We start from the raw sequence: 20,137 nt of genomic DNA, 5'->3' as shown, positions 1-20,137 counted from the left end.
AACGGTACTCAGGGGCACCGCGACCCGCAGAGTGGCCGGAAGTACGTGAAGGCCCCCTTCACTGCGCTCGACGCAGTGAAGGGGGCCTTCACGGAGAGATGTTTCCCTACTTCTTCCAGATGACCGGCTTGTCCTTGTAGCCGTCGCTGTCGGTGTAGGTCGCGCCGCCGACCTCGCCGCCGTCGCGGATGGCCTGGAGTTCACAGGTTTCGTAGGTCGCGCCGGCCGCCTTGAAGTCCTTCTTCGCCGTTTCGGACTGGCACTGCGGGGTCTCGCCGGTGATGATCACGCCGGTGCTCTTGTTGTTCGGGCCCACCGCGCGCAGCCGCACCGTGCTGTAGGTGAGGTCCGTGCCGCCGACGTTCTCCACCGACATCCGGATGTACACCGGCGTCATGCCCTTGGCCTTCTCGCCGTAGGCGGCGAGGTCTTCCTTCGCGCCCAATTCGATCGACTTGACGGTGATCGCGACGGTGCCGGTCTTGTCGGTGCCGTACTTGAACGGGACGACGGCGCGGTCGCCGACCTTGAGTTCGCTGCCGGGCGCGGTGGCGTCCGCGTTCGAGACCGGGACGGTGCCGCTGGTCGCGGGCGAGGACGCGGGAGCCGACGTCGGAGCGGGCGAAGGGGCGGGGCTCGCGTTGCCCGGTTCCTCTTTGCCGCCGCACGCGGAAAGCAGCAGCACGGCGGCGCAGCCGGTGGCGAACAGGGCGATGCGGTGGGACTTCATGGATCTCCTCGGACTTCTCGCCGAATTCGGCTCAGGCGTGCTCGCCACGCACCGTAATCGACACGGGAGCAGTGCGGTGTGGGCCGTTAGCACCACAAACGATCACGAATCGGTTGCGCTGATCAGCCCAGCGGTGGTCACTTCGTCCAGCTGACCGGGCCGTCCTTGCACCCGCCACGCACCGTAATCGTCGAGGAGGTCCGCCGGTGTGGCCCGTTCACACCACAAGCGATCACAAATCGCTCACGCCGATCAGTCCGTCCTGGATCGCCCGCGCGACGAGCGCGGCCTTGGTCGGGGCGTCCCTGCCGATCTGGGCGTACTTGACCCGGATCCGCTCGAGATGCGAATTGACCGTGTTCGGCGAGATCCCCAGCCGGTGCGCGACGAAGTCCTTCGACTCGGACTGGAACCACTCGATGAGCACCTCCGTTTCCCGCGCCGAGAGGGCGGGACGCCGCTCCGAGCGGTCCCCGGCGAGCGCGCCCGCCAGCGACGGCGGCGTGTACGACCGGTCGGCGGCCGCCGCGCGCACGGCTTCGAGGAGATGCTCGGCGCCCTCGGCCTTGGTGAGGTAGCTGAGCGCGCCGAGTTCGAGGCACTGCAGGACGGTCTCGTCGTCCGCCCGCATCGAATAGACGACGACGCGGCGGCCCGCCTCGGTGAGCCGGCGCAGATCGCCCATCGCCGGGGTGGTGCTGTTCAGGTGCAGGTCGAGGATGACGACGTCGGCCTGCGCGCCTTCGCCGATCCAGGCGGCCCGCACGTCCTCGCCCTCGGCCACGACGGTGACCGGCGGGGTGCCCGAGGACAGCCAGTGCACGACCCCGGCCCGCACGGCCGGATGATCGTCGACGACCACCGCGGTCAGGTCGGTCGCGAACGCCATTTCGCCTCCATCCACGATCGTTCTCCCAGTGCGTGCCATTCGACGTCGACGGCGCCCGATCCGTTCGGCCGCGCGTCCGGTTCACCGTCCGTGATCGCCGCGACCCGGATTTCGTCGCCGGTGCGGAGCACGCTGACGCGCGCCTGCGACCGGGCGGCGACGAGCGCGGTCATCAGCGGGCCGGTCAGTTCGCGCCGGACCGCCGTCGGCACGGGCGCCGGTTCGCCGCTGACCGCCACCGTCACCGTCAGGCCCCGCCGCTCGGCGAGATCGACGCACGCCGACACCTCGTGCATCAGCGGGTCGGGCACGTCGTCGTTCTCCGCGAACAGCCGCCGCAGCTGTGTGGCGGCGAGCGCGCACCGTTGCCGGACCACTTCGTCACGCGGGTCCAGGGTGCGGTCGGCCAGTCCGGCGAGCAGTGGCAGCGTGGCGCCGAGCTGACCGGCGAACCGGCTCTTCTGGTCGGCTTCCTGCTGCTCGGCGAGCGCCTTGCGGTGGGCCAGCCGGTCCCGTTCGAGCAAGGCCTCCGTGGCTTCGCCCGCCCGCCGGTTGACGACCCGGACCAGTGCCAGCGTCGCGACCTGGAAGGTGATCACGCTGAGCCCGACGATCACGACACCGCCGATCTCGAACCGGTCGGTGGGCGCGGACGCCACGAGCCGGGCGAGGGTGAGCGCGAGTTGCGCGCCGAGGGCGACGACGGCGGCCACCGGACGGTCCAGCAGCAGGACCAGCAGATGCCAGCCGGCCAGGCCGAAGACCCAGTGCCGCTCGCCGAACAGTTCGCCGGACGGCACCGCCCAGGTCGCGATCGCCGAAGCCGCCAGCACCACCACGGCCATCGGCATCGCCGCGGGCCAGGGGACCGCCCGGCCGCGCAGTACCCAGAACGCCGCGACCACCAGCACCGCCCCCAGCGCCGCGAAGGCGGATCCGCTCGCGGTGCCGCTCACCAAGGGCAGGCTGAGGCCGACCTGGATCACCGCGGTCACGATCAGCAGCGCGATCCGGCAGCCGCCGAGGACCCTGTCCGCCGTCTCACCCATCGGGCCACACCAATTCCACCGTGGTTCCGGCCCCGGGCGCGGAAGTCACGTCGGCCCGGCCGCCCGCCGCGGCCATGCGCTCGACGAGCGATCCCCGGACACCTCGCCGGTGCGCCGGGGTCCGCGACGGATCGAAACCGCGGCCCTCGTCCCGGACCGTCACGCGCACACCGGCGTCGACCGTCAGCCGGGCCTCGCCGACGCCCGCGTGCCTCTCGACGTTCACCAGCGCCTCCCGCACGGCCCGGACCAGCGCGAGCGCGGCCGCCGCGGGTATCGGCGGGACCGGCGCCCAGTGCGACTCGACCTTCACCGGGCTGTGCGCGAGCACGCCGCGCAACGAGGTCTCGAGGTCGACCTCGCCGCCGCGACCGGATTCGCCGGTGAGGATCGCGAGATCCCGGCGGGCGTACTCGGCGACCTCGGCCGGTCCCGCGGTCTCCCCGCGCTGGGCCACGGTGAGAAAAGTGGCCGCCGCCGTGTCGTGCAGGACGGCCAGATACTCCCGTTCCTGACGTCGTCGTTCCACGGCAAGGGATTCCTCGCGCGCCAGCCGGGCCCTGCGAGCGCGGAGACGGTCGATCCGGCGCGTCGTGCGGGACAGCAGGAGGAAGGCGCCCCGCGCGAGTGTGGCTTCGAGCAGCACTCGCAGCACCACCGAGAGACCGTCCTCGAAGCCGAGCGGCACCACCTCTATCGCGAGCAGGCAGGCGACGGCGGGCACGGTGATCTTCGGCGGCCATTCCCATTGCAGGGTGATCGCGGTGACGGTGAGGACGTTGAGCGCCCACTGGTTCAGCTCGCCCGCCTCGGGCGCGGTCAGGAACTGGGTTCCGCAGATCGCCGCCGCGCGCACCAAGGTCAGCGCGAACGCCACCGGCCTGCCCCGGCCCGTCTTGCCCGCCAGATGCTCGGCCACGGCGGTGACCAGTGCGAGCGCGAGCAGTCCGAAGCCGAGCGGGAGCGCGCCCGTCGGTGTTGCGAGCACGCCGAAAACGCTGATCACCAGGAGCCCGGCGCCCCGGGCCGGGCCGGCGAACCGGCCGACCACCGTCAAGAACTCCGCTTCTACGGAGGTCTCACGATCTGACGGCACGGGCAGCAGTCAAGCAGGCAAAGGGTCACCGCACCACCGCGGGGGAGGAGGCGGCGGGCCGGACGACGACGGGCGCGCCGGTCCCGTCGGCGGGCACCGCGTGGATCGCCTTGTCGCGGCCGTAGGCGACGGTCCGATCGTCCAGCCACTGTGGCTGGTCGTCGAGATGCGCGGGGTCGGCGAGCGGGACGTCACGGCCGTCGGCGAGGGAAAGCACGTGCAGCCGCCAGCGATCGCCTTCACGGAACTTGTAGGCGACGCGCGTGCCGTCCGGCGAGAGCGACGGGCATTCGACGTTGCGCCGCAGCGCGGTCAGCGTGCGGCCGCGGAGGTCACCCCGCACCAGCCAGGTGCCGCCCGCCGATCTGACGGTGGCGTAGAACGTCCGGTCGTCCCGGGCGAAGGTCACTCCCCAGTAGTTCAGATCCTCGGCCGGGTACGGCTTTCCGTCCACCGTGAGCGCGAAGTCCTCAAGGGAGCCGTAGTGGCTTCCGGTGTCCAGATCGAAGATCCCGGCGGTGGTGGAGAACGTGCCAGCTCCGCCCAGATAGGAATCACCGGAACGGAACACCGTCCAGCCCACCAGCCGTCCGGAGGGCGAGACCCGGACCCGCGACGGCGTTCCCCATTCGGAGATCGTCCGCGGTCCGGCGCCCGGTTTCGTGACGACCAGCTCGGCCTGGTCGGGCACCGCCGTCGCGCGCAGACACGCCAGCGTCCCCGCCGCGACGTCCACGCGCTGACAGGACGGCCCGACACGGTCGTCCTGCCGGACCCGGCCCGACTCGTCCACGTACAGCAATCCGCCGCGGGCCAGGTCGAGTGGCTGTTCCGCCACCGCGCCGCCGGTGCGAGAGCCGACGAAGACCGCCCCTGCCGCCACCGTGATCACGACCGCGGCGATTCCTGCCCAGGTCCGTCTCATTTCACCCTCGTTCCGGCCAGCACCGACACCAGCAGCACGACGGCGAAGAGTGCGAACGCGGGCCGCAACGCCGTCCCGGCCGCGAGCGCGCCGAACACCACCGCGCCCGCCGCCCTGGCCAGCGACTGTCCCGTTTGGACGAAGGCCAGGCCGGTGGCGCGCAACGACTCCGGCACCAGCGGCGACGCGTGCGCCATGAGGACGCCGTCCGTGCACGCGTAGAACACGCCGTGTGCCGCCAGGACGACGGCCGCGACGGCCCATCCGACGGCCGAAGCCGCCAAGACGACGTACGCGGCGAGCAGCACGACGTGACCCGCGAGGAACACCTTCCACCGGCCGACCCGGTCGGCGAGCCGCCCGATCGGCGACGCCAGCGCCATGAACGCCAGCGCCGTCGCCAGCGGCAGCAAGGGAAGCGCCCCCGGCGGCAGCCCGGCGGACTGCTGCACGCCGACGAAGAGGAACATGTCGCCGACCGTGCAGACACCGAGCGCGGCGGCGGCCAGGCACGTTCCGCGCAGGCCGGGCTGCCGCAGAAGGGCGAAACCCGCCCGCAGCCGTACCCGCGACCGCTCGACCGCCCCGGCGGGAGCACGGACGAACACCGCCAGCACGATCACCGCGATCACGGCGAGGCAGAAGCTCACCCCGAACACCGCCGGGTAGTCGCCGACGAGGACGGTCAGCAGGCCGAACGCGATGATCGGCCCGAGCAGCGCGCCCGCGGTGTCCATCGCGCGGTGGACGCCGAACGCGCGGCCCAGCCCGCCGTCGGGGGTGGCGAGGGTGATCATCGCGTCCCGCGGCGCGGTGCGGATGCCCTTGCCGGCGCGATCGGCACCGATCACCAGGCCGATCGCGCCGAGCGAGGACCCCGCGGCAGGGAACGCGAGTTTGGTCGCCGCCGAGAGGCCGTAGCCCACCAGGGCGACGGCCTTCGGGCGGCCGAGGCGGTCGGCGAAGTAGCCGCCCGCCAGCCGTAACAACGCCGTCGCGCCCGTGTAGAGCCCGTCGATCGCGCCCAGTTGCAGGTAGCCGACGCCGAGCCCGTAGACGAGATAGAGGGGGAGCACGGCGGTGACCATCTCGGCGGACATGTCCGTGATCAGGCTGACCACGCCCAGACCGACCACGGTGGCGGGCACGGCGTGCTTCGCACGGCCGCCGGGCAGGGCTGGACCGGTGGAGCGGACGCTGGAGACGTACATGTCCGGCCTTCCCGCGCTACGCGGTGACGCGGAGGTCGTCGACCGCTGATTCCCACAGCGACGCCGTGCTCGCGTCCGCGGCTTCGACCAGCAGGCGGACACTCCGTCCGGCGAACGACGACAGGTCGGCGGCGGCGGTCTGCCAGGCTCCGGCGACCTCGGTCGCGGAGCCGAGTTTCTCGAAGACCGTCGTCGGTGTGGTGCCGTCGAGGACGCGGATCCGCAGGTAGTCGGCCGACGTCGCGTTGTCGCCGTGCGCGAAGGTGTAGGAGAAGGTCAGCTTCCCGCCCGAGGGCACGGTGAACGACGGCGAGGTCATCGACGAGGCGCCGCCGTCGAGGTCGTTGGCCCCGTACTCCGATCCGGCCAGCCGACCGGTGACCAGGCAGTTCGCGCCACTGGTCGTGTCACCGCGCTGCTTGACCTGGTCGCTGTAGGTCGAGGTGGTCTCCTCGGGATCACCGCGTTCCCATTTGCCCGAGGTGGCGGTGTCCGAACCGGCCGCGTCGACCCGCCAGCCCTTGTCGGTCTCGAAGTCATCGGAGAACGCTTCACCACCACCGGAGCCCACACTGACCGCCACGGTCGCGGTCTGGCTGACCGAACCTGAGGATCCGGTGACCGTGGCGGTTGCCGAACCGGTCGCCCCGGCCGAGGCGGTCAAGGTCAGCGTCGCGGTCGCGGTGCCGTTGGCCGGAGGGGTGACCGACGACGGCGAGATCGTCCCGGTCACCCCCGAGGGCAGGCCCGACACCGAAAGCGCGGTCGCGGAGGTGAAGCCGCCGGTGCTGGCGACGGTCACCGACACCGACGCGGTCCCGCCCGGTTTCACCGACACCGACGAGGGGCTGGTGCCGACGGAGAAGGCGGGGGAGGAGGCGGCCTTCTTGCATTTGCCGGTCGTGGAATCGGTGAAGGTGCGGCCCGACACCGGCACGAAGTCGCTGCGGTAGCCGGTCGCGGTCAGCGTCAGCTTGCTCACGCCGAAGGTGTTGGTGTTACCCACTTCCTGCTCGGCGGCCGACGACTGGTCGAAGGAGTAGTAACCCCGGCCGCCGGTGCCGATGAGCAGCTGGCGGACGCCGTTGACGTCGTCACGTTTCCCGTCGGGCCGCGACTGCGCGAACCGCTGGTAGTTGTGGTCGTGGCCGACGACGACCAGATCCGCCTTCGCGTCGTAGAGCGTCTGGAAGAACGGTGTCACCGACGTGTCGTCACCGTGGGTGCCGCGGCTGAACCGCGGATGGTGGAAGAACGCCGCCGTGCACGGTTTGGTGCTCGCCGCGAGGTCGTTCTTCAGCCAGGTCACCTGCGCCGAACCCGCCGTGCGGGTGATGTTGGAGTTGAGCGCGACGAAATGCCAGTCACCGACGTCGAAGCTGTAATAACCCTTACCGCGTTCGCCCGCCTGCTTGCCGAAGTAGTCGAAGTAGCCTGCCGCGCCGGAGGTGTTGTACTCGTGGTTGCCCGGTGTCGGGTAGGTGATGGATCTGAACTGTCCGTAGTAGGGGTGGTAGTTGCTGTTGTACTCGGACAGCGTGCCCGAGCTGTAGGCGTTGTCCCCGGCCAGTATCAGCGCCTGCGGGTTCATGTTCTTCACCAGCGGCGCCGTCTGGTTGCACGAGGCGCCGCACACGTCGCCGACGGCGGCGACGGTCGAGGTCGCCGCGGCGAGCGCCCGGTCACCCGCCTGGTAGGAGTCGATGGCGAACCGGCTGGCGGGGTCGGCCAGCGCCGCCGAGACCCGCACGCAGTCGCCCTCGAAGGCACGGGTGTGGAACGCCTTGCCCGGCCAGTTCCGCGCGGTGAGCGTGAACGAGCCGGAGCCGCTGCCGGTGAGTGTCACGGAGTCGTGGCCGCGTAACGCAAGCTCGGTGAACCGGACGCGGAGCCACTGCGCGCCGGGAGCGCAGACGGAGCGAGCGGAGGAGGCTTGCGAAGACGCGCCACCGGTCACCGACGCGGGGCCGCCGGTGACGCCCGCCTCGGTCAGTTGCGGAACCTGATCGGCCACTTCGGGTACGGCGGGCGCGGCTCCGCCCGCCGAAGACTGTGCGGCGACCAGGAAGGCGCCGGCCGCCAGTGCGGAGGTCGCGATGGCGAGCGTCCGGCGGTGCCATCGTCGCTGTCGTGTCGCTGAGCGCATGAGAATCCTCTTCCGGCTAGGCAGGGGGATGAGAAATTCGGGAACGGGGCAGGGAAATCCGGGATTCTTCCGACCCTAATCACGGCCGGTTCCCCGTCAACGAAAAGCCGTGCGAGACGCTGGACAACTCTGAACGGGGCCCGGTTCACCCGACGAAAGTCGGGCGTTCCGGGCGGTACTCTGCGCTTTCATGACGAGCACCGTTCCGGCGGAATTCGGACCAGCGCTGCGCACCGCCATCGAGCGCAGCGGGCTGAGTCTCAACGAGATCAGCCGTCGTCTGCGAGCCAGGGAGACGCCGGTCAGCATCAGCGCGCTCAGTTACTGGCAGAACGGGGAGAACCGGCCCGAACGGGCGAGTTCGCTCGCCGCCGTCACCGCGCTGGAAACCATTCTCGGTCAGCGGCCGGAAACGCTCACCGGACTGTTGGGACCGCGAAGACCGCGCGGCAGGTCGAACCATCGCATGGTGGCTTACGACCAGGTGTGGCGCCGTCCCGAGACGATCGCGCGCGCACTGGCCAAAGTGGACGCGACGCCGGAGGAACTCGATACCCCGCACCGGCTCTCGCAGTACGTGTCGTTCCGTGTCGACGAATCCGGGCACGAGGAGTCGATGCGGGTGCGGCGGCTGGTCCGCGCCGATCACGACGGGACGTCCCGCTTTCTCTTCGTGATCCGGTGTTCCAGTCTCACCAGGGAGCCGGTGGTGCTGTTCACCGAGGGCTGCAGTCCGGCGCGGTTCCGCGCGGACGTGCCGTCGTCCACCTGCGCGTTCGAATTCGCGCTGGACCGGACACTGGCCGCGGGGGAGCTGGCCGTCGTGGAGTTCGGCGTCCGGTTCCCGCCGGGACAGAACGGAGAGCACGCCCAGATGGCCATCTACCGGCCCGCCAGGGACATGGTCCTGCAGATCTCCTTCGATCCGGCGTGCCTGCCCCGGCACTGCACCGCGTTCTTCCAGCCGCGCACCGCTTCTCCGCCGGAAGAACGCGGTGAGGCGTCCTTCGACCGGGAAACCGGCACTTTCCAGTTCATCACACTCGATCCGCTCCCTGGCCAGTACGGAATCCGGTGGAGCTGGACCTGACCACGTCGTCCACCGCCGGATTCGGCGTTTCACCAGCAATTTAGTTGTCCGGATAACACGAATGGGTCGGGTTACCCACCTCGCCCGGTCGGGGGTATTTCCGGATTTCGATTGTGTTCATCCGGTCGATGGGCACAAGAATCGCCCCATGCGTGCAAGGCGGTTCGCCTCTGTTTCTGCCGGTGCCGCCGCGGCGGTGTGCGTGGCGGCCCTCGTGGTCGCCGACGGCGCGGTCGCCGCCCCGTTACCGGGCGGTCTGGGACCGTGCGTCGGTGCAGCCTGCCCCGGCAAGTACCCGCCGGTGAACAACGAGGACTACGCGGGCCGGGACAACGGCATCAATGTCTTCGTCGGCGGTGAATTCCAGGTACGCGAAGCGGCGGCGGAAGCCGAAGGCCGAGTCGTCGTCCTCGGCAATTTCGACATGGCGAAACGAGAGGGCGTGTCCGCCATCTACAACGTCGGCATCGCCGGCGTCGGCTCGCGGGTCCCGCCCTCCGACGGCGCGGACTTCCTGACCACCGGCGGGAACGTGAGTGTCGCCTCGCCGCAACGGCTGGTCGCCGACGACGGTGTCGTCCGGCACGCGGGGACCGTCACCGGGACGGTGGACGGAACGCTCACCAAGGATGCCGACGCGGCGAAGCCCTATGTCGGCCTGCGCGAGGATCTTCGGGTGGCGAGCCAGTGCTACGCACGTGAAGGCACCACGCCGCGGCCTGCCACGGGCACGGCGCGCAACGAGGGATACCGCACCCTGTTCACCGGGGACGGGAAATCCGCGTTGCAGGTGTTCACCGTGGACTTCGACGTGACCGCGGCCAACGGCGGTATGCAGGGCATCGAGTTCGAAGGCATCCCGGCCGGGGCGACGATTCTGGTCAACATGGTGGGGGCGGCCAGGACGATCAACACCTTCACCGGCGATCCCGGCGACACCGACCCGATCAACAAGCTGCGGGAACGCCTGCTGTGGAACTTCCCGGACGCCACCAAGGTGAAGATCGCCGGTGGCGCCCAGTTCCAGGGAAGCGTGCTGATCGGCGATCCGGGAAGCACCGCGACGGTCACCGCGTCCGGGATGAACGGCCGTTTCTTCACCACCGGCACGCTGGTGCACTCCTCCGAGGCCACCGGCGGTGGCGGGCAGGAGTTCCACGCCTACCCGTTCAACGGCGATCTGCCCGACTGCGGCACCACACCGACCACGACGCCGAGCAGTTCGACCTCCACGTCGTCGTCTTCTTCGTCCTCGACGAGCCCGACCACGACCAGCAGTTCGCCGACGAGCAGCAGTTCTACGACGACCTCGTCGTCGACCACCACCACCTCGTCCTCGACCACGACGTCCTCGTCTTCGACGACTTCGTCCTCGTCTTCGACGACTTCGTCCTCGACCACCTCGTCTTCGACTACCTCTTCGAGCCCGACGAGTACCACCACCACGTCAAGCAGCAGCACGACCTCGTCGAGCCCGTCCAGTTCGAGCAGCAGCGCCACGTCGTCGAGCCCGACGAGTTCCAGCAGCTCGTCGTCCAGCAGCACTCCGTCGTCGAGCTCGTCCAGCAGCACTTCGCCGACCACCAGCAGCAGTACGTCGAGCACCACGCCGGGACCCGGCGTCACGGCGAGCACCACACCCGGGCAGCCGGGAGCGACCACTCCGGGCGGCGGGCCGTCCGACAGCGGCCCGCTGGCCTCGACCGGCAGCGAGATCCGTGGCCTGCTGGTTCCCGGCCTGTTCCTGCTGCTGCTCGGTGGCGCGCTGGTGGCGATCACCCTGCGGTCGAGGCGCCGCGAGTCCTAGGCGAGCGCGGTGTCGATGATGTCGCGGCGGTCCGCGAGCAGGGCCTCCGCGGCGGTGCGGCCCGTCGCGGCCAGGTAGGCGTCGACGAGACGGTTGCCGACCGCGTATCCGGCGCCGGTCGGTAACCCGACAGGCGTGCCGCCGTAGCGGACGGCGCTCTCGTCACCGTGCACCCAGGCCACGAAGTTCTGCATACCGGTGATCTCCAGCCCGGAGACGACCTTCGCGAACACCGCGTCGTCGTGCAGATGCGGCACGCCGATGCGGGCGTAGCCGAGTTCGTCGCCGTACAACTGGCGGGCGAACGCGTCGGCCAGCCCCTCGGACACGATCTGCTCGCCGACGGTGACCGTCGTCGGATCCCAGATCACCCCGCCGGGGCTGTAGCGGAGGTTGTGGTTGAGCTCGTGGACCGCCGTGGCCTCCAGCCGCGCCAGGTTCTCCGGATACGGCCAGAAGTTGAGGTAGATGTAGCCGGACATACTGCCGTTCGCCGACATCCCCAGGTTCGGCCCCATGAAGTGCGCGTCGCCAGGGTCACCCAGAACGGTGAGGACGGTGATGTCCGGTACCGCGAGCCCCGGCGTCGCCGTGACCTGCGCGGTGACGGCGTCGTCGAGCGCCCGCCGGATCCGGTTCCAGGCGTCGGCCTCGTGCAGCGCTTCGAGGGCCTCCAGGCAGCGCTCTTCGTCACGGTCGAGCGGGAAGCCTGAACTCATCGCGTGCATCGCGACGAGGTCGACGTCGCCGGGGAAGTAGCGGTACATCCCGGCGGCGGGTTCGACCATCGCCTTGAGCAGCGCGGCGCGGTCCGCCCGCGGCGCGCGCAGGATCCCGCGCATCGCCGGGTAGGTGTCGAGAACCTTGATCGTCATGGAAGAGACGCTAAAGGCTCCAGTGGGTGGAGACTCAAGTCCTCGTGAGTGGTAAGGGCGGTTAGGGCGGACCGGTGTTTGCCTACCCACACGCGACCAGGGCGAAGGTGACGTGGCGGCGGCACGGTCGAGCGTGAAGGAATCGGGACGTTGAGTGTCCCAATTCCTTCATCGTCGAGGAGTGTTCCGGTCTCGGAGCTTGATCGACGGAAGATCGGGGACACTCAATGTCCCCAAACCTCCGTTGATCAAGCCCGGACACTCCAGCGCAAGCTCACCGAGATGACATCAGGAGCCAGTGGGCAGGCAAATACGGGACCACCAGAACCGTCCTCGCCACTCACGAGAGCGAGCACGGCTCACCCGGCGAGGAACTCCGCCACGGCCTTCCGCCCCGCGTCACCCGGCTCGCGGTTCTGGATCGAATGCGCCGCTCCCTCGACGATCACGACCTTCCCGCGTGGAGCGACCTTCGCCTCCTCGTACGCCCACTCCATCGGCGTGGACAGGTCGTGGTCGCCGTTGAGCAGCAGCACCGGGACGTCCGGGAGTTTCCCGCCAGGGTTCGAGCTCGGCGGCTCGACTGGCCAAGGCAGGCAGGTCTGGATGAATCCCTGTCCGGTCGCGACGGCTGGGCTGAACGGCCACGTTTCCCGCGCGCTCAAGCGTTTCTCGGCCAGTTTCAGCAGCGGCTCGCGGACGAAGCCCGGCGTTCCGGCGTCGCCCCAGGGGAACCGCATGTCGGCGCACAGCGTCGCCGCGTGCAGTCCGGAGCTGAAGGAGGCGAGCGGGTCGCCGCCGGAGGCGAGGTTCCGCAGCAGCGAGTCGAGTTTCGCGGTGTCACCACCGCGCGCGGTGCGCAGCGCGGTGATCAGGTCGGTCCCCATCACCGAGGGGTCCCGATAGCTCGGATCGACGAATTCGTAGGTGACGATCATGTCGAACAGCGCGACACCGGCCGCGGTGTCCCGGTTCCGGACGAGCCACGCGAGGTCCTCGGCCGGATCGGATCCGCACGCGGGCGGCTTGGCGCACGCACTGCGCAGCACCCGCGCGGTCGCCTTCAGCGCTGGGAGGTACAGCGACTGGCCGACCGTCGCGTGGTGGGGGAGAACCGAATCGAGGATCACCTTCGCGACGTTGCGCGGATGCGCGACGGCGTACCGCGCCGCGGTCAGCGAACCGTAGGAGACGCCGTCCACCACCATTTTCCGCGCACCCAGGGCCCGGCGGAGCAGGTCGAGGTCGGCGATCGTCGAGTCGCTGCCGTAGAACCGGGCCTTGGTGCCGAGCACGGCGGCACAGCCGTCGACGGCCGCGCGGGTCGGCGGTTCGATGTCCGAGCTGCCGACCTGGGCCTGCAGTTCCGGGCAGTCGAGGGCGTTCGCGCCGGTGCCGCGCTGGTCGATCATCACCAGGCGGTGGTCCTTGAACACCTCCGGCATCCGGTCTGACACCCTCGTGCTGAAGGGCACGCCGGGCTGCCCGGGGCCGCCGGTGAGGAACAGCAGCACCCCCTTGGGCGCGTTCGTGTTGTTCGCGGTGGCGACCTGGAGTTTCAGCGTGCCGGGTGTGCGGCCGCGATGGTCGAGCGGCACGGTCAACGTCGAACAGGTGAATCGCGCGTCGTGCGGGCAGGCCCGGGAATCCTCCAGCCGCGGCCCGGAGGCCGAGGCGGTGGCCGGTCCGGCGAGACCGGCCGACAGTGCGACGATCGCGGCGAGGACGAGCGTTTTCGATCGCATGGACCGATTCTGACCAGGCTCGAGCGAAGAAGTCGGCGTTTCCGCCAAGTTGGTCCGGTCGGGCGACCCTGAGACCGGACCCGGGAAAAGCCCGGATGTCCCCGAAGACGCCCGCCCCTAACCTCATGATCATGATCCGACGCATGCTGCTGGCCCTCCTCGCCGGCACGGCGGTCTGCCTCGTGCCCTGGACCGTCTACCTCGCCCACACGCTGCCCGACCGGTACGACACCGGCCAGTGGCGCGCGGCCTGGGTCGGATTCGACGTCGCCCTCTTGCTCTGCTTCGCCGCCGGGGCCTGGCTGGGCTTGCGCCGCCGCCGGGCGGCCGTCCCGCTGCTTTCGGCGACGGCCGCGATGCTGTGCTGCGACGCGTGGTTCGACGTCATGCTCGGCTGGACGTCGGCCGAGCGGTGGGCCAGTGTCGCTCTCGCCGTCTTCGTCGAAATCCCGGTCGCCGTGGTGCTGGCCCTCGCCGCGCGACGGCTGCTGAGCGAGGCGATGCCGCGACGATCGGTGACGTTGAGCGACATCGCGATGCGGGAGGACCGGCGATACCAGCAGGTCACCCGCGAGCTTCCCGCCGGCACCGACGAGGTGGCGCGCAGGACGGGCCTCGAGCGAGCCGATGTCGCGGAATGCCTGAAGACGTTGCAGGACAACGGCTTCGTGCGCCGTGACCGGAAAGGGAACTGGATCGCGATCCCGCAGGACCTGCGCGAGCCGAAGCCGGACGACTACGAAGGCGCCGACCGGGAGCGGGTCACCGCGTTCCTCGACGCGAAGTACGCGAACGAGGTCGCGCTGCTGTCCTGGGCCGCCGAGCACCGCGACGAGTTCGGCCCGTGGTCGACGGCTCAGCGAACCTCGGCGCGGTTGACCGAAGAGGAGTTCCGCGAACTGGACACGGAATACCGCGAGCTGATCAACCGGTACTGCCACCGGCGGCGGCGTCCGGCGGCGGGCGAGAAGGAGCTTTCCGTGCGCTTCTACGCATTCCCGCCGCCGGAGACCGTGCCGTCCTAGGGATGCCTCCAGGCCATGAACGTCTCCAACGTGGTCAATCGGTGCTCGCGCACGGCCAGTTCGATCTCCTCGGCCGGTGCGCTCCGGTCGAACAGGTCGAGGATGTTCTGGTGCTCCTGCACGGATTCGTGCGCGCGACCGGGCACGAAGCTGAACGTCGAGGTGCGCAGCCCGGCCAGCCGGTTCCAGCCGCGGTTGACCAGGTCGAGCACCTGGGGGTTGGGACAGGTGCCGAACAGGACGCGGTGGAAGTCGCGGTTCAGCGCGGTGAACCGCGACGGCTCGAAGTTGTCGAGGCAGGCGGTCAGTTCCGCGTTGATCCCCTTGGCCTCGTCGAGTGCCTTGCCGGGCAAGGACGGCGCGGCCAAGGCGGCGGCGTAGCCCTCGACCAGCGCGAGCGTCTGCATGGTGTGCTGGTAGTCGCTCTCGTCGGCCATCGCGACCTGCGCGCCGATGTTGTGCTCGTAGGTCACCAGCCCTTCGGCCTCCAGTCGCCGGACCGCCTCGCGCACGGGCACGGTGCTGACCCCGAGTTCCTGCGCGATCTGCCCGAACACGAGGCGGTAGCCGGGGGAGAAGGTGCCGTCGTCGATCCGCGCCTTGATCCAGTGATAGGCGATCTGCGACTTGCTCATCGCGGTCGAGTTCACCGCGTCGCCTGCGGTCACGAGTAGTGCAGCCAGACGGATTTGATCTCCGTGTACGCGTCGATCGCCCACGGACCCATCTCACGCCCCCAGCCCGACGCCTTGTACCCGCCCCACGGCGCGGCCATGTCGGGGATCGGCGGCATGTTGACGAACACCGCGCCCGCCCGGATGCCGTTGGCGAACCGGTGCGCGACGCCGAGGTCGCGGGTCCACACGGTGGCCGCGAGCCCGTACTCGGTGTCGTTCGCGCGCGCCAGCAGTTCGTCCTGATCGTCGTAGGCGGTGACGGCGAGGACCGGCCCGAAGATTTCTTCGCGCATGATCGTCATGTCGTCGGCGACACCGGCGAAGAGCGTCGGCGAGTAGAAGTAGCCTTCACGGTCGACGGCCTGGCCGCCGGTGACCAGCTCCGCGCCCTGCTCACGGCCGGTCGAGACGAGGAAGTCCACGTGCTCGCGGTGCTTCGCGGACACCAGGGGCCCGAGCTGGGTGGACTCGTCGAGACCCGGCCCCAGCTTGAGCCCCTCGAGCCCGGCGGCCAGTTTCGCGACGAACTCCTGCTCGCGTTTGCGGTCCACGAAGAACCGGGTGTACGCGGCGCAGACCTGACCGCTGTTCAGCGTCGCGCCCGCGAGGTTGCCCGCGACGGCGGCGTCGATGTCGGCGTCGCCCGCGATGATGCTGGGCGCCTTCCCGCCGAGTTCGAGGGTGAGCCGTTTGAGGTTCGACTCCGCGCTGGCCGCCGTGATCAGCTTCCCGACCGCGGTCGACCCGGTGTAGGACAGGTGGTCGACATCGCCGTGCCCGCTCAGGAGCGCGCCCACCGCGCCGTCGCCGGTGACCAGGTTGACCACGCCCGGCGGGAACCCGGCCTCGTCCACCAGTTCCACCAGCCGGATGCTGGTCAGCGGCGTGACCTCACTGGGCTTGATCACCACGGTGTTGCCGGTGGCCAGTGCGGGCGCCAGCTTCCACACCAGGATCATCAGCGGGAAGTTCCACGGCGTGATCAGCGCGTTGACCCCGACCGGCTCGCGGCGGGTGTAGTGCAGGGTGTCCGGGAAGGACACCGGGTTGGTGGTGCCCTGGATCTTGGTCACCCAGCCCGCGAAGTATCGCAGGTGCTCGGCCGCGCCGGTGACGCTGACCTGGCGGGAGATGCCGATCGGCTGGCCCTGGTCGCGCGTTTCGAGCGCGGCCAGCTCTTCGTGGTGCGTGTCGACCAGCGCCGCCAGCTTGAACAGCAGCGCGGCTCGCTGGACGGGCAGCAGCCCCGCCCAGGCGGGGTCGTCCAATGCCTTGCGGGCGGCACCGACGGCGGCGTCGACGTCGGCGGCCGACGCGGTGCCGACGTCCTCGATCACCTGGCCGGTGGCCGGATCGTACGTCGGCAGGGATCCGCCTCCGGCGGCGGTCCACTGTCCGTCGATGAACAGGCGTGTGGCCATGGCTAGCTCCTCCTCGACCGGTGTGTGATCGAGTATCGGGCGCCACGCGCTCTTCGGTCTTGCCCGCCAGGGCACGCCGATTGTCGGCCAGCGAACCGAATCCGCCGCACCGGGTCCCGACTTGCGAGGGTGGGGGACATGGACGTCATCGTGGTAGGAGCGGGTTCGGCCGGTTCGGTGGTCGCCAGGAGACTGGCCGACTCCGGGGCGTGGGTCACCCTGCTCGAAGCGGGCGGGCCGGACACCAACCCGGCCATTCACGACCCTTCGCGGGCTGGAGAGCTGTGGCACGGTCCGGAGGACTGGGACTACTACACGGTGCCGCAGCCGCACGCGGCGAACCGGCGGCTGCACCTGCCGCGCGGCAAGGTGCTCGGCGGGTCGCACGCGCTCAACGCGATGATCTGGGTGCGCGGCGCCCCCGCCGACTACGACGGCTGGGAGCTGCCCGGCTGGCGATGGGACGACGTGCGCCCGGTGTTCGAGCGGATCGAGAAGGATCTGCTCGACGTCGTCCCGAACGAGCCGCTGCACCCGATCCAGCAGTCCATTGTGGACGCGGCGGTGCAGGCCGGCCTTCCGTTCAACCCGGACTACAACGGCGACGAGCTCGACGGGGTCTCGGTGCAGCGTGTCACCACGCGGGACGGCAAGCGGCTCAACACCTGGCTCGCGTACGGGCAGCCCGCGGCCGAGCGGATGACCGTCCACACGGGAGCGCTGGTGCACCGGCTGCTGATCGAGGGCACCAAGGTGACCGGGGTGCTGGCGGAGATCGACGGCGAACTGCGGAAGGTCTTCGCCGACGAGGTCGTGCTCGCCGCCGGGGCCTTGGCCTCGCCCGCGATCCTGCTCCGCAGCGGTATCGGCCCCGTGGACGAGTTGGAGGTGCACGCCATCGACGTCGTCGCCGAGCTACCCGGAGTCGGGAAGAACCTGCACGACCACCTGCTGTCCCCGGTCATCTTCGCGACCGACCGGCGTGAGGTCGAGCCGCCCGCGCCCGGCCGCTCGGTCACGCAGACCCATCTGTTCTGGCGCAGCCGTCCCGGGCTGGCGGTGCCCGACACCCAGCCGATCCACTTCAGCGTGCCGATGTACGAATCGTGGATGACCGGCCCGGAGACCGGGTTCTCGCTGATGGCGGGCCTGGTGACGCCGCGCAGCCGGGGCAGTCTCCGGCTTTCGGGGCCGAGCCCGCTCGACGAGCCGCTGATCGACCTCGCCGCGCTGGAAGACCCGGCCGACTTCGAGAGCCTGGTCGCGTCGGTGGAACAGTGCCGGGAGATCGGCCGGGCGGCCGCCCTGGCGGAGGAGTGGGGTGCCCGCGAGCTGTACCCCGGGCCCGACGCCGACGTCCGCGAGTACGTCCGGCGGACCGCCATCACCTACCACCACCAGGTCGGGACCTGCCGGATGGGGACCGACGCGGAGTCCGTGGTCGATCCGGAACTCGCCGTGCACGGGCTGAGCGGGCTCCGGATCGCCGACGCGTCGGTGCTGCCGCGGGTGACCACGGGCAACACCAACGCGCCGGCGGTGCTGGTCGGCGAGCAGGCCGCTCGGTTCATGCTCGGCCGATAGTGCGGCGCAGCCAGGAGGCCCGGGTGGCGCGCGCCGCCCGGGCCACTTCGCTGTCCGGGGCGAACCGGTCGAAACCGTGGTACGCGCCCGCCCAGACGTGCAGTTCGGTGGGCACACCCGCTCGCCAGAGGCGGCGCGCGTAGTCGACGTCCTCGTCGCGGAAGATCTCGGCCGCACCGACCTCGATGAAGGCGGGCGGGAGCCCGGCGAGATCGGTCGCAGTCGCGGGGACCGCGTACGGCGATGTCTGTCCATTCAGGAGTGATCGCCAGCCGAACTCGTTGGCTTCCCGGCTCCAGACCCCGCGTTCCGCGAATTCCTTCGTGGACGCGGAGTCGTTGCGGCTGTCGATCATCGGGCACAGCAACAGTTGGCCCGCCAGTTCCGGTCCGCCACGATCCCGGGCCAGCAAAGCGATCCCGGCGCTGAGCCCACCGCCCGCGCTGCCACCGCCGACGATCAGCCGCGCGGGATCGAAGCCGAGTTCGGCGGCGTTCTCGACCATCCAGGTCAAGCCCGCGTAGCAGTCTTCGATGGGCGCCGGATGCGGATGCTCGGGGGCGAGCCGGTAGTCCACGGTCACCGCGACGAAGCCGAATTCTTCGACCAGCGCGACCATGCGGGGCAGGTCGGCGAACCGGTTGTCCAGCACCATGCCGCCGCCGTGGATGTTGTAGAACCCCGGTGCGCCCTGGGCATTCCGCGGTTTGACGACGGTCACGACCACGTCGGTGCCGGGTACGGTGCGGTCTTCCCAGACGAGATCCCGGTCCCCGATCGCCTCGGCGCAACTCAGGTTCATCTCGGCCATGGCTTGCCGCATTCCCGCCAGCGACTCGGCGCTCAGCGGCGGTCCGGACGGCACGCCGACGAGCGCTTCGGCGAGTTCGGGATCGAAGGCCGTCACGGTCCCTCCGGGTCGACGATGTCGCGGTCGGCCCAGTACGGCTCGACGAGTCCGCGAAGTTCTTCTGCGCCCACGCGTTCGACGAGGTCGACAGCGCCCAGGTTGTCTTCGAGCTGCGCGGTGCTGGTCGCGCCGAAGAGCGTCGTCGTGTTGGCGGGGTGGGTGAGGGTGAAGGCCAGGCACAGCTGCGCCGGTGTCGTCCCCAGTGCGGTCGCGATCTTCGCGAGTTCCGGGGCGGAGGCGGCGATGCGCTCGCGGATGTCGCCGGGGTCGCGGCCGACCTGCCGCGCGCCGCTGTTCTTGCCCAGCAGGATCCCGCCTTCGAAGATGTCCGAGGACTGCAGTGTGACCCCGAGTTCGCCGAAGATCTGCTTGAAGGGTTCACCGTCCGGAATGGACCGCCGGGCGACGCTGTATTTCAGTTGTGCGATGGCGGGGCCGGGCACGTTCTCCGCCGCGGCGAAGTCGTGGAGGGCCTTGATCGTGCCGGCGGACCAGTTGTTCACGCCCCACTGCCGGATGAGCCCGGCCTCGCGGAGTTCGTTCAGATCCAGGACGAGCCGGTGCAGATCGGTGTCTTCGCGCCGGAGATCGCCCAGCACCACCAGATCCGCGTGCTCGACGCCCGCGCGGAACAGCGCGTTGTCCAGTTGGTCGCGAAGGTTGTACTCCGGGTAGCCCTCCAGCCAGAGCTTGGCCGAAAGCAGGTAGTCCTCGCGCTTGATCCCGGCCGCGCGGACCATGGCGGAGAACAGCACGTCGGTGTAGACCGGGGTGGCGCCGGGGAAACCGTAGACACCGACGTCGAAGAGCGTGATCCCGGAATCGACCGCGGTGCGGACCAGGGTCACCGCCTCGCGGAAGTCCATCCGGTCGTAGGTGTGCCAGGAGCCGAGCGAGAGCACGCCGGTGAGCGGGCCGTCGCGGCCGATGCGGCGCTGGGGGATGACAGGCATGGGG

Annotated in this window: 17 protein-coding genes; 4 read left to right on the top strand and 13 right to left on the bottom strand. The window is 70.1% G+C overall.

Annotated elements, in window-relative coordinates; genetic code table 11:
• Window positions 1-106: 106 nt before the first annotated feature.
• From BKN51_RS15005 to BKN51_RS14975, 7 genes are all read right to left on the bottom strand, one after another.
• On the bottom strand, window positions 107-730 hold the full coding sequence (locus tag BKN51_RS15005; RefSeq protein WP_101608248.1) for a hypothetical protein: 624 nt from the start codon (window positions 728-730) through the stop codon (window positions 107-109).
• A 232-nt stretch (window positions 731-962) separates the two neighbouring features.
• The gene (locus BKN51_RS15000; protein WP_101608247.1) at window positions 963-1,619 is read right to left on the bottom strand and encodes a response regulator transcription factor; all 657 of its coding nucleotides are present in this window, start codon (window positions 1,617-1,619) and stop codon (window positions 963-965) included.
• Window positions 1,598-2,668, bottom strand: coding sequence for a histidine kinase (locus BKN51_RS14995; protein ID WP_101608246.1), 1,071 nt, complete (start codon window positions 2,666-2,668; stop codon window positions 1,598-1,600). Before BKN51_RS14995 ends, BKN51_RS15000 begins: the two co-directional genes overlap by 22 nt.
• Window positions 2,661-3,764, bottom strand: coding sequence for a sensor histidine kinase (locus BKN51_RS14990; protein ID WP_101608245.1), 1,104 nt, complete (start codon window positions 3,762-3,764; stop codon window positions 2,661-2,663). Before BKN51_RS14990 ends, BKN51_RS14995 begins: the two co-directional genes overlap by 8 nt.
• 25 nt (window positions 3,765-3,789) lie before the next feature.
• Window positions 3,790-4,689: a TolB family protein gene (locus BKN51_RS14985; protein WP_101608244.1), complete on the bottom strand. Its 900-nt coding sequence runs from the start codon at window positions 4,687-4,689 to the stop codon at window positions 3,790-3,792.
• On the bottom strand, window positions 4,686-5,900 hold the full coding sequence (locus BKN51_RS14980; protein ID WP_101608243.1) for an MFS transporter: 1,215 nt from the start codon (window positions 5,898-5,900) through the stop codon (window positions 4,686-4,688). Before BKN51_RS14980 ends, BKN51_RS14985 begins: the two co-directional genes overlap by 4 nt.
• Before the next feature lie 16 nt (window positions 5,901-5,916).
• On the bottom strand, window positions 5,917-8,046 hold the full coding sequence (locus BKN51_RS14975; protein ID WP_101608242.1) for a metallophosphoesterase: 2,130 nt from the start codon (window positions 8,044-8,046) through the stop codon (window positions 5,917-5,919).
• Between the two features lie 190 nt (window positions 8,047-8,236).
• Here BKN51_RS14975 and BKN51_RS14970 point away from each other — a divergent pair, with 190 nt between their 5' ends.
• Together BKN51_RS14970 and BKN51_RS14965 are read left to right on the top strand one after the other, a co-directional pair.
• Window positions 8,237-9,136, top strand: coding sequence for a helix-turn-helix transcriptional regulator (locus BKN51_RS14970; protein ID WP_101608241.1), 900 nt, complete (start codon window positions 8,237-8,239; stop codon window positions 9,134-9,136).
• 148 nt (window positions 9,137-9,284) lie between these two features.
• On the top strand, window positions 9,285-10,943 hold the full coding sequence (locus BKN51_RS14965) for a choice-of-anchor A family protein (protein ID WP_101608240.1): 1,659 nt from the start codon (window positions 9,285-9,287) through the stop codon (window positions 10,941-10,943).
• Here BKN51_RS14965 and BKN51_RS14960 read toward each other — a convergent pair.
• On the bottom strand, window positions 10,940-11,818 hold the full coding sequence (locus BKN51_RS14960) for a DUF2268 domain-containing protein (RefSeq protein ID WP_101608239.1): 879 nt from the start codon (window positions 11,816-11,818) through the stop codon (window positions 10,940-10,942). The genes BKN51_RS14965 and BKN51_RS14960 overlap by 4 nt on opposite strands.
• 359 nt (window positions 11,819-12,177) lie before the next feature.
• Window positions 12,178-13,563 carry an alpha/beta fold hydrolase gene (locus BKN51_RS14955; RefSeq protein ID WP_101608238.1) on the bottom strand — a complete coding sequence of 462 codons (1,386 nt, stop codon included), beginning with the start codon at window positions 13,561-13,563 and terminating at the stop codon, window positions 12,178-12,180.
• Between the two features lie 131 nt (window positions 13,564-13,694).
• On the opposite strand from BKN51_RS14955, the gene BKN51_RS14950 reads away from it, so the two are divergent.
• Window positions 13,695-14,588: a helix-turn-helix domain-containing protein gene (locus BKN51_RS14950; RefSeq protein ID WP_233223147.1), complete on the top strand. Its 894-nt coding sequence runs from the start codon at window positions 13,695-13,697 to the stop codon at window positions 14,586-14,588.
• On the opposite strand, the gene BKN51_RS14945 is transcribed toward BKN51_RS14950, so the two are convergent.
• Window positions 14,585-15,256 (bottom strand): GntR family transcriptional regulator, encoded by a 672-nt coding sequence (locus tag BKN51_RS14945; protein WP_101608236.1) that lies wholly within the window; start codon window positions 15,254-15,256, stop codon window positions 14,585-14,587. The two genes, BKN51_RS14950 and BKN51_RS14945, sit on opposite strands and share 4 nt — an antisense overlap.
• A complete protein-coding gene (locus BKN51_RS14940; protein ID WP_101608235.1) occupies window positions 15,253-16,686 on the bottom strand; it encodes an aldehyde dehydrogenase family protein in 1,434 nt (477 codons plus the stop codon). The genes BKN51_RS14945 and BKN51_RS14940 overlap by 4 nt, the downstream gene beginning before the upstream one ends.
• Before the next feature lie 138 nt (window positions 16,687-16,824).
• Between BKN51_RS14940 and BKN51_RS14935 the strand changes: the two genes are divergently transcribed.
• Window positions 16,825-18,270 carry a GMC family oxidoreductase gene (locus BKN51_RS14935; RefSeq protein ID WP_101608234.1) on the top strand — a complete coding sequence of 482 codons (1,446 nt, stop codon included), beginning with the start codon at window positions 16,825-16,827 and terminating at the stop codon, window positions 18,268-18,270.
• Here the strand turns inward: BKN51_RS14935 and BKN51_RS14930 are convergent.
• Window positions 18,254-19,177, bottom strand: coding sequence for an alpha/beta hydrolase (locus BKN51_RS14930; RefSeq protein WP_101608233.1), 924 nt, complete (start codon window positions 19,175-19,177; stop codon window positions 18,254-18,256). The two genes, BKN51_RS14935 and BKN51_RS14930, sit on opposite strands and share 17 nt — an antisense overlap.
• A complete protein-coding gene (locus BKN51_RS14925; RefSeq protein ID WP_101608232.1) occupies window positions 19,174-20,133 on the bottom strand; it encodes an aldo/keto reductase in 960 nt (319 codons plus the stop codon). Before BKN51_RS14925 ends, BKN51_RS14930 begins: the two co-directional genes overlap by 4 nt.
• Between the last annotated feature and the right edge of the window lie 4 nt (window positions 20,134-20,137).

This window comes from Amycolatopsis sp. BJA-103 (assembly GCF_002849735.1).
Lineage (GTDB): Bacteria > Actinomycetota > Actinomycetes > Mycobacteriales > Pseudonocardiaceae > Amycolatopsis.
Note: the sequence above shows the minus strand (reverse complement) of the source record. Positions and strands in the feature narration are given on the sequence as shown.